This is a genomic window from Kribbella sp. NPDC005582 (assembly GCF_040605415.1).
In the GTDB taxonomy this organism is placed as follows: Bacteria; Actinomycetota; Actinomycetes; order Propionibacteriales; family Kribbellaceae; genus Kribbella.
In genome coordinates this window covers 360,753-376,448 of record NZ_JBEXCU010000005.1, presented here as the reverse complement: position 1 = coordinate 376,448, position 15,696 = coordinate 360,753, and the positions used below count along the sequence as shown (strand labels likewise).

General features: G+C 67.7%; 8 protein-coding genes. 2 read left to right on the top strand and 6 right to left on the bottom strand.

Annotated elements, in window-relative coordinates; all coding sequences use genetic code 11:
* Window positions 1–60: 60 nt before the first annotated feature.
* Both topA and ABZS29_RS28195 read right to left on the bottom strand, forming a co-directional pair.
* On the bottom strand, window positions 61–2,832 hold the full coding sequence (topA, locus tag ABZS29_RS28200) for a type I DNA topoisomerase (protein WP_355466209.1): 2,772 nt from the start codon (window positions 2,830–2,832) through the stop codon (window positions 61–63).
* A gap of 185 nt (window positions 2,833–3,017) precedes the next feature.
* On the bottom strand, window positions 3,018–4,394 hold the full coding sequence (locus ABZS29_RS28195) for a hypothetical protein (RefSeq protein ID WP_355466207.1): 1,377 nt from the start codon (window positions 4,392–4,394) through the stop codon (window positions 3,018–3,020).
* 156 nt (window positions 4,395–4,550) lie between these two features.
* On the opposite strand from ABZS29_RS28195, the gene ABZS29_RS28190 reads away from it, so the two are divergent.
* Together ABZS29_RS28190 and ABZS29_RS28185 are read left to right on the top strand one after the other, a co-directional pair.
* Complete coding sequence (locus ABZS29_RS28190) at window positions 4,551–8,201, top strand: NPCBM/NEW2 domain-containing protein (RefSeq protein ID WP_355466205.1); 3,651 nt, start codon at window positions 4,551–4,553, stop codon at window positions 8,199–8,201.
* A 47-nt stretch (window positions 8,202–8,248) separates the two neighbouring features.
* Window positions 8,249–9,676 carry a class I SAM-dependent methyltransferase gene (locus tag ABZS29_RS28185; protein WP_355466203.1) on the top strand — a complete coding sequence of 476 codons (1,428 nt, stop codon included), beginning with the start codon at window positions 8,249–8,251 and terminating at the stop codon, window positions 9,674–9,676.
* Here the strand turns inward: ABZS29_RS28185 and ABZS29_RS28180 are convergent.
* The 4 genes from ABZS29_RS28180 to ABZS29_RS28165 form a co-directional block, all read right to left on the bottom strand.
* Window positions 9,673–11,232, bottom strand: coding sequence for a GGDEF domain-containing protein (locus tag ABZS29_RS28180; protein ID WP_355466201.1), 1,560 nt, complete (start codon window positions 11,230–11,232; stop codon window positions 9,673–9,675). The two genes, ABZS29_RS28185 and ABZS29_RS28180, sit on opposite strands and share 4 nt — an antisense overlap.
* Before the next feature lie 10 nt (window positions 11,233–11,242).
* Window positions 11,243–12,817 carry a GGDEF domain-containing protein gene (locus tag ABZS29_RS28175; RefSeq protein WP_355466199.1) on the bottom strand — a complete coding sequence of 525 codons (1,575 nt, stop codon included), beginning with the start codon at window positions 12,815–12,817 and terminating at the stop codon, window positions 11,243–11,245.
* A gap of 141 nt (window positions 12,818–12,958) precedes the next feature.
* Window positions 12,959–13,894: an ABC transporter substrate-binding protein gene (locus tag ABZS29_RS28170; RefSeq protein ID WP_355466625.1), complete on the bottom strand. Its 936-nt coding sequence runs from the start codon at window positions 13,892–13,894 to the stop codon at window positions 12,959–12,961.
* 186 nt (window positions 13,895–14,080) lie between these two features.
* Complete coding sequence (locus tag ABZS29_RS28165) at window positions 14,081–15,385, bottom strand: cytochrome P450 (RefSeq protein ID WP_355466623.1); 1,305 nt, start codon at window positions 15,383–15,385, stop codon at window positions 14,081–14,083.
* Window positions 15,386–15,696: the final 311 nt, after the last annotated feature.

The following is a 15,696-nucleotide window of genomic DNA, read 5'->3' as shown; positions in this document are numbered from 1 at the left end:
GTCACGGCCCCTTGACCCGCCTCGCCGGAGGCGTGGCATCGATGCAGTCATGGGAGACCCTCAGGACTTCTTTGCCGCCGTCGTCTTCTTGGCGGTGGTCTTCTTCGCCGTCGTCTTCTTGGCAGCCGTCTTCTTGGCGGCGGTCTTCTTCGTCGTGGTCTTCTTCGCGGCCGTCTTCTTGGCCGCTGCCTTCTTCGCCGGCGCCTTCTTCTTCACAGGCCCGCGAGCCCGCTTGTCGGCCAGCAGCTCAGCCGCGCGCAGCAGCGAGATCGTCTCGACCGAGTCGTCCTTGCGCAGCGTCGCGTTGGTCTCCCCGTCGGTGACGTACGGACCGAAGCGGCCCTCCTTCACCACGACCGGCTGACCGGACTCCGGGTCCGCGCCGAGCTCCTTCAGCGGCGGTGCGGCCGCGCGGCGGCCCCGCTGCTTCGGTTCGGCGTAGATCTTCAGCGCCTCTTCGAGGGTGATGTCGAACATCTGGTCCTCGGTCGCCAGCGACCGCGAGTCCGTGCCCTTCTTCAGGTACGGCCCGTAGCGCCCGTTCTGCGCGGTGATCTCGTCACCGCTCTCGGGGTCCTTGCCGACCACCCGCGGCAGCGACAGCAGCTTCATCGCGTCGTCGAGCCCGATGCTGTCCAGCTGCATCGACTTCAGCAGCGACCCGGTCCGCGGCTTGGCGCTCTTGGGCGCGTCCTCGGGCAGGACCTCGGTGACGTACGGCCCGAAGCGGCCCGCCTTGGCGACCACCTTCAGACCGGTGTCCGGCGCCTCGCCGAGCTCGATCTCGACCCCGGACGGCTGCTCCAGCAGCTCCTGGGCCTTCTCGACGGTCAGCTCGTCCGGCGGCAGGTCCTCCGGTACGTTCGCACGCCGCTCGTCCTTGTCCTCGACGTACGGCCCGTAGCGGCCGACCCGGACGACCACACCGCTGTCGTCACCGCCGACCGGGAACGTCGACATCTCGCGGGCGTCGATGTCACCGAGGTCGGTGACCATCGACTGCAGGCCCTCGGTGTCGCCGTCGCCGAAGTAGAAGTTCCCGAGCACGCCCTCGCGCTGAAGGTTGCCAGCGGCAACTTCATCGAGGATGTCCTCCATCGACGCGGTGAACGTGTAGTCGACCAGCCGGGTGAAGTGCTGCTCGAGCAGCCGCACCACCGCGAACGCCAGCCAGGCCGGCACCAGCGCCGTGCCCTTCTTGTACACGTAACCGCGGGCCTGGATCGTGCCCAGAATCGACGCGTACGTCGACGGCCGGCCGATCTCGCGCTCTTCCAGCTGGGCGATCAGCGTCGCCTCGGTGAAGCGGGCCGGCGGCTTCGTCTCGTGGCCGGAGGCCAGCACCTCGGTGGCCGGCAGTTCGTCACCCTCGGAGACGTCGGGGATCTGCGTCTCCCGGTCGTCGGTCTCGGCGGACGGGTCGTCCGCACCCTCGACGTACGCCTTCAGGAAGCCGTGGAAGGTGATCACCCGGCCGGACGAGGTGAACTCGCAGTTCTCCCCGGTCGAGGCCTTGGCGTCGATCTTGATCGAGACGCTGTTCCCGGCCGCGTCCTTCATCTGGGACGCGATCGTGCGCATCCAGATCAGCTCGTACAGCCGGTACTCCGCACCCGACAGGCCCGTCTGCGCCGGCGTCTGGAAGTGCTCACCGGCCGGCCGGATCGCCTCGTGGGCCTCCTGCGCGTTCTTCACCTTGGAGGTGTAGACCCGCGGCTTGTCCGGCAGGTACGACGCGCCGTACAGCTCGCGGACCTGCGCCCGGGCCGCGGTGATCGCGGTGTCGGACAGCGTGACCGAGTCGGTACGCATATAGGTGATGTTGCCGTTCTCGTACAGCCGCTGCGCGATCTGCATCGTCTGCGAGGCGGACATGTTGAGCTTGCGCCCGGCCTCCTGCTGCAGCGTCGTGGTCCGGAACGGCGCGTACGGCTTGCGCGTGTACGGCTTGGACTCGATCGAGCGCACCTTGAACGTGGAGTCCCGCAGCGCCGCGGCGAGCGCGGTGGCGGTCGACTCGTCCAGGTGGACGGTGCTCGCGTTCTTCAGCTCACCCGTGGAGGCGAAGTCCCGGCCCTGCGCGACCCGACGGCTGTCCACCGAGACCAGGCGGGACGGGAAGATCCGCGGCGTCTTGCCCTCGCCGGCGTCGAGCTTGGCGTCCAGGTCCCAGTACGACGCGGAGCGGAACGCGATCCGCTCGCGCTCACGGTCGACCACCATCCGGATCGCGACCGACTGCACCCGGCCCGCCGAGAGCTTCGGCATGACCTTCTTCCACAGCACCGGCGAGACCTCGTAGCCGTACAGCCGGTCCAGGATGCGGCGGGCTTCCTGGGCGTCGACCAGCGACTCGTTGATGTCCCGGGCCGCGCCGACCGCGTCCTGGATCGCCTTCGGGGTGATCTCGTGGAAGACCATCCGCTTGACCGGGACCTTCGGCTTCAGCTCGTCGAGCAGGTGCCACGCGATGGCCTCGCCCTCGCGGTCCTCATCGGTGGCGAGGAAGAGTTCGTCGGCCTCCTTGAGCAGATCCTTCAGCTTGCGGATCTGGGCCTTCTTGTCGGCCGGGACGACGTACAGCGGGTCGAAGTGGTCCTCGATGTTCACGCCGAGCCGGGCCCAGGGCAGTCCCTTGTACTTGGCCGGGATCTCGTCGGCGCCCTTCGGCAGGTCCCGGATGTGGCCGAAACTCGACTCCACCACGTACCCGGCGCCCAGGAAGCCCGCGATCATCCGCGCCTTCTTCGGCGACTCGACGATCACCAGACGTCGACCACCCGACGACGACGTCCCCGTCGTCGCGGCTTTCGTCCCTGTTGCCCCTGCCACCGTGCTCCTCTCGCACCCGTCGTGTTCCCCCGTGCCCGATCGGCCCGTCCGCAGACAGAGTACGGCCGTCGACAACGTATTTGTCCACGCACCGTAACCGGTCCGGGGGCGGGCAGCCCTCTCAGGGTTTCAGAAAGTGGCCGGAAACCTCGCTTGTCCGCGCGTCGCGACCGGGCCGTTCAGGCTTACCAACGGATGTGAACTTCAGGGAATTCCGGCGAGTCCTGGCGGAGCAGCTCGTTCGGGCGGCGCCGCAAAGTGGTGTCGAAGTACGCGGCGATGTATTCGCGCTGCGCGCGGACGCTCTGAGCCGGATCGACCTTGCCGACCAGCGCGGTCATGACCGAGGTGATGATCGGATCGTCGCCGTAGATGTCGCGGAAAACCTGGTCGAAGACGAACTGGTAGTCGGTGAACGCCTTCTGCTTGGCCCCGGCCAGGTTGAGGTTGAGCTTGCCGCCCTTCTGCACCGCCCAGAAGGTCGCCCAGGAGAGGTCGAAGTAGTCCTTTTTGGGATCGGTGAATTGCGTCTCATCCGACCCGAAGAGCAGCAGCGGCTGCTTGAGCCCCTTCTTCGCGGCCTCGGCCAGCGGGCCCTTGCGCCGGTCGTCCTGGAGTGTGCCGTCCAGGTCCAGACCAGTAGAGATCCGCTGGTCCGCGCGCATCGTGGCAGCGGTCGCATAGCCGCCCAGCCCGACGCCGAACATGCCGACCCGGCGCACGTCCAGACCGATACCGAACCCCGACGGCAGCTCGCTGTCCTTCGCGACGGGATTGCGCCCCGCGGCGAGCTCGGTGAGCTGATCGAGGACGAACCGCGCGTCGGCGACCCGCGTCTCGACGTACTGGCGGGTGAAGAGCGGATCAGGCAACTGCGTCGCCGGTACGCCGGGCAGAAACCGCCCGCCCGGGAACTCGGTCGGGGTCTCGTGGGTGTGGTCCATCGCCACCACCACGTAGCCACGACTGGCCAGGTCCTCGGCGAGCGCGGTGTTCACGAACCGGCTGTACTGATAGCCGGGCGAGAAGAGCAGTACTGGATGCTTCATCTTCTGCATCGGCGCGTCCAGCCGGCTGTGGGTCTCGGTGTTCGCGAAGTCGAACGTCCCGGTCGGCAGGGCCAGGCCGTATTCACCGGTCCAGCTGTCGTCGACCTCCATCGCGGTCCGCCGCGGCATGTACTTGGCCAGCGGCGAGCCGCCCACCAGCGACGACGGGTACCAGAGCGTGATCATCAGCTCGCGCTTGCCGCTGGGCATCGTCGGGTCCGGTCGCTTGTCGTCGATCAGGTGCAACGACGTCGTACCGAGGTACTTGCGGCCGGTCGGCTTCGGCAGCCGGAACTGCACGGGGTGGAAGTTGGGGTCCCCCTGTGCTTGTACGCCGCGCGCCGGGGCGGCGGCCTGCTGCGGGGCGGCGCCTCGCGGGCGGTCGGGGTCGACCAGCCGCGCCTGCGCGACGCCCGGCAGTGCGGCGCCGAGCCCGGCCACGAGCCCGCCGGCCAGCAGCCCCCGGCGCCCGAGGGTGTGACGGATGTGACTGCTGTGACCGGAGTTCACCATGCGACTCATCGTCACCGCCGGTTTTCACTCTGTGATGGAGACCTCGTCTCAACTTCGTGACGGCCGACGTGGTGACAAGACGAACGCGGTGAGCTTCAATGAGCGCATCTTGTTCATAGATGCGTGAAGTGAGGCCCAGTGAGCATCTTTGTTCGTATGAAACGTTCAGTAGTCGCGGTAGCGCTCCTTGCGGGCGCACTAGTGAGCACGACCACCTCGGCGCAGGCCGCAGGCACCACGCTCGGTGACGTCACCGGGTTCTCAGCCGACAGGGCGACGTACACGCTCAGCGCTGGGACCGCGAAGGTGCGGGTCGCGTTCCTGAAGGACGACGTGTTCCGGCTCTGGCTGGCACCGGACGGAACCTTCACCGACCCCGCGAGCGCGCCACCGGAGAACCCGGGCGACCCGGCGTCGACCATCGTCACGAAGACCGACTACGGCACCCCGAAGACGTCGTGGCGCGACCGCGGTCAGTACTACTCGCTGACGACCGGCAAGATCGAGGTCCGGGCGCAGAAGAAGCCGCTGAAGTTCAGCGTCTACCGCGACAGCCGGCTGGTCTGGGCCGAGGCGGCGCCGCTGTCGTGGACCGACACCTCCACCACCCAGTCGCTGACCCGCGGTGCGAACGAGCAGTTCTTCGGCGGCGGCATGCAGAACGGCCGCTTCTCGCACCGCGACGAGACGATCAAGATCTCCAAGGACTTCAACTGGGAGGACGGCGGCAACCCGAACGCGTCGCCGTACTACATGAGCACCGCCGGGTACGGCGTCCTCCGGAACACGTTCAGCCCCGGGAGCTACAGCTTCACCAGCCCGGTCGAGGTGACGCACGACGAGAAGCGCTTTGACGCGTACTACTTCATCGGCGACCTCAAGACCTCACTCGACCGCTACACCGAGCTGACCGGCCGGCCGTTCATGCCGCCGATCTACGGACTCGAGTACGGCGACTCCGACTGCTACAACCGCGGTCACTACGCGAAGGACCCGGACCCGAGCAACGACTGGAAGGTGAACCCGGACAAGGTCACCACTCTGGACGCGGTGAAGGTCGCCCAGCGGTTCCGCGACGAGGACATGCCTGGCGGCTGGATGCTCGTCAACGACGACTACGGCTGCGGCTACTCCGACAACACCGAGTTCGAGAAGGTCGACGGCACCTACTGGGGCAAGCGGGACATTCCTGCTCTGAAGCAGACCGGTGACGAGCTGCGCAAGCGGAACATCGAGATGGGCCTGTGGACGCAGTCCTCGCTCGACCGGCAGCCGGCCGAGGTGGGTGACGCCGGAGTGCGCGTCCGCAAGTTGGACGTCGCCTGGGTCGGCCCGGGCTACCGGTACGCACTGAGCGCCTGTGACACGGCGCATGACGGTATTGAGCAGTACAGCAACGCCCGCGGGTTCGCCTGGATGGTCGAGGGCTGGGCCGGCGCGCAGCGGTGTGCAGTGCAGTGGACCGGTGACCACAGCGGCTCGCTGGACGCCATCAAGTGGCAGATCCCGGCCATCACCGGCTCCGGCAACTCCGGTATCGCCTACAGCGCCGGTGACGTCGACGGCATCTTCGGCGGCTCCGCGCAGTCGTACGTGCGGGATCTGCAGTGGAAGGTGTTCAACCCGGCGTTCATGACGATGTCGGGCTGGGCCACTCCGGCGATCAAGCAGCCGTGGGCGTACGGAGCGCCGTACACGGATATCAACCGCAAGTACCTGAAGCTGCGCGAGCGCCTGCTGCCGTACTTCTACACGTACGCCGCTGAGGCGCACCGGACCGGCGCTCCGCTCAACCGGTCGCTGGTGCTGGAGTACCCGAACGACCCGAAGACGTGGGACGACACCACCAAGTACGAGTTCCTGGCCGGCAAGGAGTTCCTGGTCGCACCGATGTGGGGTGCGGACGAGGTCAAGAGCGGTATCTACCTGCCGGCGGGCCGGTGGGTCGACTACTGGACCGGGCGGGTCTACCAGGGGCCGACCACGGTCAACGGGTACCACGCCGGTCTCGACACGCTGCCGCTGTTCGTGAAGGCGGGCGCCGTCGTACCGATGTGGAAGCCGGGGATCAACGCGGCCGCCGAGCAGGCGCCCGGTGACCGGCTCACGGTGGACATCTATCCGCAGGGCAAGTCGTCGTTCAAGCTGTTCGAGGACGACCGGGTCACGCGGGCCAAGCAGTCGGCCCAGCAAGAGTTCACTGTCGACGCTCCGGTGAACGGCCGCGGCGATGTGACCGTTCGCATCGGCGCACTCAACGGCTCGTACGCCGGTAAGCCGGCCTCCCGTCCGTACGAGCTGACTGTGCACACGGGCTCGGCCCCGCACGCCGTACTGATCGACGGCCGTCCGGCCAAGTGGAGCTACCAGGACGGCGTGGTGACCGTGCAGACCGCAGCTGTCTCCACCTCGAAGAGCTCCACGGTCCGCCTGCTCGGCACCTCGTCCGTCGGCGGGCCGGACGTCGCCAACACCTTCGGTACGCCGGAACTCAACACACCAGCGCTGTGGAACGCCCCGGGGCAGGCCACTGAGGTGACGGCGACCTTCCGCAACGACACCGGCTCTGTTGTTCGCAATGTGAACCTGGACCTGCAGCTGCCGGCGGGGTGGACCTCTACCGGCGTGACGTCGTTCCCGTCGGTGGGTGCGGGTCAGACCGTCACCACGAAGCTTCAGGTGACTCCGGGTGCAGACGTCCAGCCGGCGAGCTTCACCTTGTCACTCGCGGCCAGTTATGTTGCTGGCGGCAAACGTTATGTGCAGAACGCGGTTGCGACGGCGCAGCTGCCGTACGGGTCACTGTCGCAGGCTGCGAACACAGTCGGGATCACCGACGCGACGACGTACGCCAAGGGCAATTTCGACGGGTCGGGAAACAGCTTCAACGGCGAGGCGCTGGCCGCGGCAGGCTACAAGCCCGGAGCAACGGTCACGGTGCAGGACGCGCAGTTCACCTGGCCGACCGGAGCACCCGGTACGCCGAACCTGGTGAAGAACCAGTCAGCGCCGATCCTGGTGTCGGGCACCGGTTCGCACCTTGCACTGCTGGGAGCCGGGGCCAGTCTGAACGCACGTGGCGCGGTGACGATTCTCTACACCGACGGCAGTTCGTCTCAGTCGACGTTCCAGCTGCCCAACTGGTGTTGCCAGGACGCGACCACCGGCGGCGCGAATCTGGCGGTCGCGGTCAAGGGCCGCTACACCCCGGCCGGACTGGCGAACACCACGACGGACTACCGGGTCTTCTACACCGCCGTACCGCTTGATGCCGGCAAGACCGTGCAGGCGATCAAGCTGCCCGGTGGCGGACTCGGTTTCTTCGCCGCCACGATCGCCGACAAGCCGTTGCCTCCGGCGCCCAAGGGCGAGCAGTGGGTCAGCGACCTGGAGTTCCTCGACTCCACCAACGGCTGGGGCCCGGTCGAACGGGACCACAGCAACGGCGAAGACGCGCCTGGCGACGGCGCCGCGCTGACCCTCGACGGAACGACGTACGCCAAGGGCCTTGGCACGCACGCTCCCTCGGTCGTCAGCGTCCGTCTCGGCGGCAACTGCACGACGTTCACCGCCAAGGTGGGCGTCGACGACGAGATGGAGGACCGCGGCAAGGTCTCCTTTAAGGTCCTCACCGACGGCGTCGCCAAGCACACGTCCGACCTGCTCACGGGCACCTCCCCCACGGCCACCGTCTCGGTGGACGTGACCGGCGCCCAAACCCTCACCCTCCAGGTCACGGACGGCGGTGACGGTGTCACCAGCGACCACGCCGACTGGGCCGACGCCAAGGTGAGCTGCAACCCGTAGGACTGCCTCACGCCTCCCACCTCGTGATGAGGTGGGAGGATGTGGGGGTGGAACTGACGGGGACTGTTGTTGAGGCACTGCGGGCGGCGTTCACCGACGCTGGGTACACGGTTGAGGGTGTGGCCGAGCGGCTGGGAGCGCAGGCCAACGCGGCACTCGCGCGGAACGAGACGACGCTAGCGGTACGGCGTACTGGCACCGGCGACGCGCTCGACACGATGATCCGGCTGTTCCTGCTGCAGCAGACTGTGCCTCAACCCCTTGTAGACAAGGCTTTCCCGGGCATCGACCTGGTTGCGCTCGGCATCGTTGCGGACGACCGCGCGATCCTCGACATCCGCCCGTTCGCGGAGGACGACCAGCAGTGGTGGGTCGTCGCCGACCTCACGCCCGGCCTCGACGGTCGTCGAGAGGTGATGCGGTCCGATTACGTCCTCGGGATCGCACCGGCAAGCCTCAGCCTCGTCCACCTGACCGTCCCGATCAAAGCCGAGCGTGCGCTCGACATCGGCACCGGCTGCGGCATCCAATCGCTGCATCTGGCGAATCGGGTCAACCAGATCGTCGCGACCGACGTCAACCCGCGCGCGCTCGAGCTGGCCCGCGCCACGGCAGCTTTGAACCGGATCGATCTCGACGTCCGCACCGGCAGCCTCTTCGAACCGGTCCACGGTGAGCGCTTCGACCTCATCATCAGCAACCCGCCGTACGTGATCTCACCACCGAACTCACAGCTCACCTACCGCGAGACGAGCTTTGCCGGCGACAGTCTGGTGCAGCAGCTCGTCCAGCAGGCGCCAGTGCACCTCACCGACGGCGGCTGGTGCCAACTGCTCGCCAACTGGACCTGTGTCCGCGGACAGGACTGGCGCGACCGCCTCGCGACCTGGACCGGCGATCGCTCCGCTTGGGTGGTCCAGCGCGAACAACTCGACCCCTCCGAGTACGTCGAGCTGTGGCTGCGCGACGCGGGTCTGCACGGCACACCGGCGTACCAGAGCCGGTACGACGAGTGGATGCGCTGGCTGGACGACCAGAACGTCGAGGCGATCGGCATGGGCTGGATCACCCTGCACAACGTGCCCGGCGTACTCGAAGCGGAGGAATGGCCGTACGAGATCGAGCGTCCGATCGGACCGCACGTACTGCGTCGTTTCGAGCGCCAGGAAGGGCTGCCGAGCGACCTGACCGGTCTGCACCTCGTTGTCGCCGACGACGTGATCCAGGAGACGACCGGGCAGCCAGGTGCGGAGGATCCGGCCACCATCGTGCTGCGGCGCCAGCGTGGCATGCGGCGAGCCGAGCAGGTGGACACTGTGATGGCGGGCTTCGTCGGCGCGTGTGACGGCGAGCTGAGCGTCGGCCAGATCCTCGCAGCGTTGGCCGATCTCTTGGATCGCCAGCTGGTCGACGTACTGACCGAGTACCTGCCGCAGATCCGGCAGCTGCTCATCGAGGGCTTCCTCGAGTACTAGCTGCGGCGGCGGCGCTTCTCGGCGTACATGCGCTGATCGGCAATAGTCATGAGCTCGCTGACCGGCGTACCGTCCTTGCTGCTCGCTTGACCGATGCTGAGCTGCAGCATGGCGAACCAGGGCTCCGTTGCTTGCGCAGCAACGCGCTCTGCGGCTGCCTTGATCCGCTCGACCAGCTCTCGCGCGCCACGCTCGTCCGGGTTGTCCAGTACGACGACGAACTCGTCACCACCGGCTCGAGCCACCACGTCCTCTGCCCGGCTCTGCTCGCGCAGCAGTTGCCCGACGCGGCGCAGTACCTCGTCACCGCACGCATGGCCGTAGCTGTCGTTGATGACCTTCAGGTTGTCGACGTCGATCGCCAGCACGGCAATCGATCGGCCGGCGTCGTGCGCGACGGACATGCGCTCGTCCAGTGCGCGCCGATTGCCCACCCCGGTCAGCGGATCCTCCCGTGCTGCACGCCACTCCGCGTCATGGCGGATCGATAGCTCGTGGTTGGCCAGCGCGCTGCGAACGGCGTACAGGCCGCGGAGGCGCTCGGCCCACCAGCCTCTGGAGATCGCGCGCGCGTACTGCAGTCCGGTCACCGCTCCGGAATCGCCTGTCTCAGCAGCGATCTGGACCGCAGTGTGCCGGACCAGAGCCTCGACTGGCGGATCAGAGGTCGGCGGGAGGTCACTGCCGGCACGCTGTGCGGCTTCGATGGCTTCGTCGAGTCGTCCGCTGGCGGCGTACGAGCGGGCTAGGTACGTGCCGGCGATCGCCGCGAGCTCCAGGTCACCCAGCTTGGCCAGCTGATCGCGGCAGTCCTTGAGCACGACCGCAGCCTCGCCTGCGTCCGCCTCGTCGTTGCTGGCCGCCAGCCACATCCGCCCGGCGATCGGCCAGTACCCGAGCAGGTCCGCGGCGACGATCACCTCGACCGCCTCACCCGCCCAGTGGTGCGCAGCCCTCCGTCGCTCACGGATCTCTTCGTCGTACGACGTGTCGCCGAGCCGCTCGAGCTCGTGCGCCCAGCGCAGGTTGGACTCTGCGAGATTGAGCCGGTTGATCGCCGGCGCCTCGGCCAGGCCGAGCGGGACGTGATCGCCCTCCGCGGCCAGCTCGAAGTGCGGAATGCACAGCTCGTACAGGCGGAGCAGGTCGTAGGCATAGCCGAGGCCGGTGTGGGCCCAGCCGGCCAGCCCGAGGTCACGGGTCCGCGAGAGCGCGTTCTCGGCCGCGACCAGGTCGGCGACCGAGTCACCGCCCTCGCCGGTCCGGATCAGCGTGACGATCCGGATCGCGATCGCGTTCGCCTCCCAGCCCGGCTCGTCGATCGCTCGCGCCACCCGGATACAGCCGTCGACCGCGTCCAGCGCCTCCACGCCGTCGGTCGCATGATGCGCCGCGACCGCGCGCACGTACTCCGCGGCGGCACGCTCGTGGCTGGGCTCGGTCCCCAGCTCGACGAGCAAGCGATTGATTTCCTGACCGGCCTCCGCCGGGTTGCCGGACTGAGCCCGGGTCATCGCCGCCGCGATCCGCGCCGTCACCCCCGACGTCTCGCGCACCGAATCTCCTTCACTGCCTCACTCTGTGCCGGCGCTTGTCGTCGTACAACCGCCGGTCGGCGGTGGTCACCAGGTGGTCCACGCCGACCCCTTCCGCCGTTGCGGCGTACCCGATGCTGAGCCCCAGGTGCCGCAACCACGGCTGATCCGTGGTCGCCGCGATCGCCGCGACCGCGATCCGGATCCGCTCGGCCAGCTGCGCGCCGCCCTTGGCATCCGGCTGATCGAGCACGACGAAGAACTCGTCGCCACCCGATCGAATCACGGCATCGGTCGCTCGCGCCTGTTCTACCAGGAGATTGGCCACAACCTGCAGCAATTGGTCCCCGCAGGCGTGCCCGTGTGTGTCGTTGACGATCTTCAGGTCGTCGACATCGATGGCCAGCAAGGTGACCGCGCGCCCGGAATCCCGCGCGGCCGTCAGCCGCTCGTCGAGCGCCCGCCGATTTCCCACGCCGGTCAACGGATCCTGCCGCGCGGCATGCCACTCGGCATCGTGGCGCGCGGACAAATCGTGGCTGGTAAGCGCATGCCGAACGGCGTTCAGCGCCCGCTGCCGCTCCTTCCACCAGCTGCGCGTCACCGACTGCGCATACTCCAAGCCTGCAAGGGCTCCTGGCTCACCACGCGCCGCCGCGATCTCCGACTGGGTCTGCAACACCAGCAGATTCGTCGCCGGGTCCGCCAGCGGAATCAGATCCGCGGCTGCCCGCTCAGCCGCCGCTCGCGCCGCCTCCAGATCGCCCTTCGCAGCCCAGGCCCGCGCGAGATAGGCGCCGGCGATGGCCAGCCGCTCTGTCTCGCCCAGCTTGCTGATCTCATCGCGGCACTCGGTCAGCTCCTTGACCGCAACGGTCGGATCGGACTCCGCCGCGGCAGCCGCGACCCACAGCCGCGCGCTCAATCGCCAGTACTCCTGGCTCTCGTCGTCGACGATCACCCGCTCGGCCTCGCGAGCCCAGTACGCCGCCGACGCCTGCCGCTCTCGGATCTCTTGCGCGTAGGCCGGATCGCCGAGCCGCTCGAGCTCGTGCGACCACCGCAAGTACGTCTCGGCGAGATTCAGCCGGTCGATCGCCGTCGACTCCGCCAGCTCGAACACGTCGTCTTCCAGCTGCGCCGCGCGCTCGTAGTGCGGGATACACAGCTCGAAGAGGCGCAGTACGTCGTACGCGTATCCCAAGCCGGTATGGGCCCACGCGATCAGTCCGGCGTCCCGCGTCCGGCTCAGCGCCTGCTCCGCAGCGACCAGATCGTTGACCGTGTCGCCGCCACGCCCGCTCCGGGCGAGGTTGATGATCCGGATCGGCAGCGCGTTCGCTTCCCACCCCGGCTCGTCGATCGCCTTCGCCACCGCGATCAACGCATCGACTGCCCGCAGGGCTTCGTCCGCATCACTCGCATGGTGTGCGGTCACGCCGCGCACGTACTCGACGGCCGCCAACTGGTAGCTGGGCTCGTCCCCCAGCTCGGCGCGGAGCAGCTCGACCTCGGCGGCCGCGGTCGCATGGCCGCCCGACTGGGCTTGGGTCATCGCCGTCGCGATCCGGCCGGTCAGCGGGCCACTCATCACCACGTCGCCCATCACCGCCCATCGTCACCACAGCCCCAACCGGACCGCCCATTGTGACCATGCACCCGGCTCTCTGTCACGCCCTGATTCGGCCAGGTGCCACTTAGTGCCACAAATTCCATACAAAGCGTTATAACTCCGAAAAGATTTCCCTCACCCGGAGTGCAGAACGCGGAAACCGGTCGCGTCGCGTTCGACCACCTGGATCGGGGCCCAGGCCCATTGCCACACCCCGAGCACCTGGGAGAACCGGATTCGGCCACGCGTGCCTTCGAGATCGACGTCTTTCCAAGCTGCACCTTGTATACGGTCAGCCAGTACGACGATCGCGTCGTACCCCTCGAAGGCGACGAACGAATCGCCGAGTTCTTTGTGGACCCGGCGGCCGCGGGGCGTCAATTCCTCAGGCAGGTAACGCAGGAACGGAATCCCAGCCAGCCCTTGCCACTCGGCGAACTCCGGCTGGCCGGCCGGTGCGCCGATCACCACGTCGTTGAGGCGCGGATCCCGCCGTACTGCTTCGGCAATCGGTACGCCGGGCGTCGGCGTACCGACCAAGAGAATCAACGCCGTCGCACCGCTGGCCGCCAACTCGTCGCACACCACAGCAGGCTCAACCGAACTCAACTCAACAACATCCAACTGCTTCCGCAGCACCGCAATCCCAGCCGCCCAATAAACACTCGCCTGCGCGACCACCGCCACCCGCTCGTGCCCAATGCTCAGCAGATACTCCGCAAAGATCCGCCACCCCCGCGACTGCACCGGCGCAATCCGAGCCACCCAATCCGTAGGCTCCGCCACCAGTTCGTCCAACACCGCCGAAGAACACACATAAGGAACCCCCACCGCAGCCGCCCGCTCAGCCACAGCCCGAGCCACCACACTGTGATACTCCCCAGCCAGCCCCTGCACCCCCAACCCCACCAACTCATCCACCGCCGCCACAGCCGCCGCCGGATCCCCCCTGGTATCTCGCACCACCAGCTCAACCCCCAACTCCCGAGCCGCCACCTCCGCCCCCGCCACCAGCTGCCGCCCCGCCTCAACCCACCCCGGCACCCCCAAAGGCGCCAAAACCCCAACCATCACCATGCTCGCCATTCCACCCCAAACCCACCCCACCAACCAGCCGCCCACCTGCCAACAACCCACCGTTTCCAGCAGCAACGCGGACCGCCACGCCATCACAAATAGCCCCGCCGCCCCGGCTCACGCGTGAGCCCGTCCGACAAGCTCAGTTGTGATGGCCTGCAGGTCCGCCTTCGGCGAACGTCAGCCGACGGCTTGCTGGGTTTTGGTGGCGTGGAGTTGGACGGGGAGGGAGTCGAGGCCGTAGACGATGGAGAGTTCACGGAAGCGGAGCTGCTCTTCCGGTACGGCGAGGGCCAGGTCGGGGAAGCGGTTGGCGAGGGCAAGGAACGCGGCGCGGAGCTCCATCCGGGCGAGCTCGGCGCCGACGCAGCGGTGCATGCCGTGGCCGAAGGCGAGGTGGGCCGCCGAGGAGGCACGGCGGGGGTAGAAGTCTTCGGCGTCGTCGCCGAAGACCTGCTTGTCGCGGTCGGCGCCGGAGAGCGAGACCGCGACCAGGTCGCCCTTCTTGACCTGCTTGCCGAACAGCTCCTGGTCGTGCCGCGCGAACCGCGGGAACGCAACCTGTACGACGGTCAGGTAGCGCAGCAGCTCCTCGACGATGCCGTCGACGGCGCCGGGCTCGGTGCGGATCCGCTCGAAGTGTTCGGGGTTGCGGAGCAGCACGAGAGTGCCCAGAGCAAGCATGCTGGCCGAGGTCTCGTAGCCGCCGAGGAAGACCCCGTCGGCGAGACCACCGAGCTCGACGTCGTCCAGGTCGTCGCCCTGGGTGCGGATGATCGAGCCGATCAGGCCGTCACCCGGGTTCGCGCGCTGCTTGCGGACGATCTCGAACAGGAAGTCGCGCGACTCGCTGGCCGAGCCGAAGACGCCGATCCCGCCCGCGGACAGGTCGAACCGGGCCGGGCCGAGGGCGCGGAAGCGGTCGCGGTCCTGCTCCTCGACGCCGAGCAGGTCGGCGATCAGCAGGAACGGCACGTTGAACGCGAAGTCCGAGACGATGTCGGCGACCGGGCCCTTGGCCTCCATCAGGTCCAGCTGGTCGTTGACGATCTTCTCGATCGCCGGCTCCAGCCGGGCCAGCCGGCGCTTGGTGAACTCGGGCGTGAGCAGCTTGCGCAGCCGGGTGTGGTCCGGCGGATCGGTGAACCCGAGACCGCCGATCCCCTCGGACGGCTTGTTCGGGTCCGAGCCGACCAGCGGCCGGATGTCGTTGCTGAAGTTCGTGGTGTCGGCGAGCACGGCCTTGGACTCGGCGTGCCCGGTCACCATCCAGACGGTGATCCCGAACACGGTCGCCAGCTTGTGCACCGGATCCGTTTCGCGCACCTCACCCAGGGCCGGCAACGGGTCCAGGCCCTGCCGGCGCAACGGCAACGTCACCTGCTGTGGGAACATCCGCATCTTCAACAGGTCGAGACCACCTTTACGGCTGGTCCTGTTGAGGATCCGGTTGCCGACCCATCTCTTCAGGTATGTCGCAACCATGACTTCCACGCGCCCTCTCTGCAAACTGCTGCCCCCGACTGCATCCGTCAGTTAAAAACTAACGCTGCCGGGGACCAGATCTGATGGTGTTGGCACTACTTCGGGTAGTGGCGTTGGCACCACCATGGGAGGGGGCCACGATGCTGCCTGTGCAGACCTTGTCATGGACAACGGTTCTGCAGCCACCGGTATCAACCTGTACCGGGCCCCGGACAGCGGCACACCGTACCTAAGGGACGGTTCAGGGAAAAGGCAGCCGAAAGTCGGATGCGCGAACCACCCGTCGGCTGATGCCCTGTGAGGGATCCGGA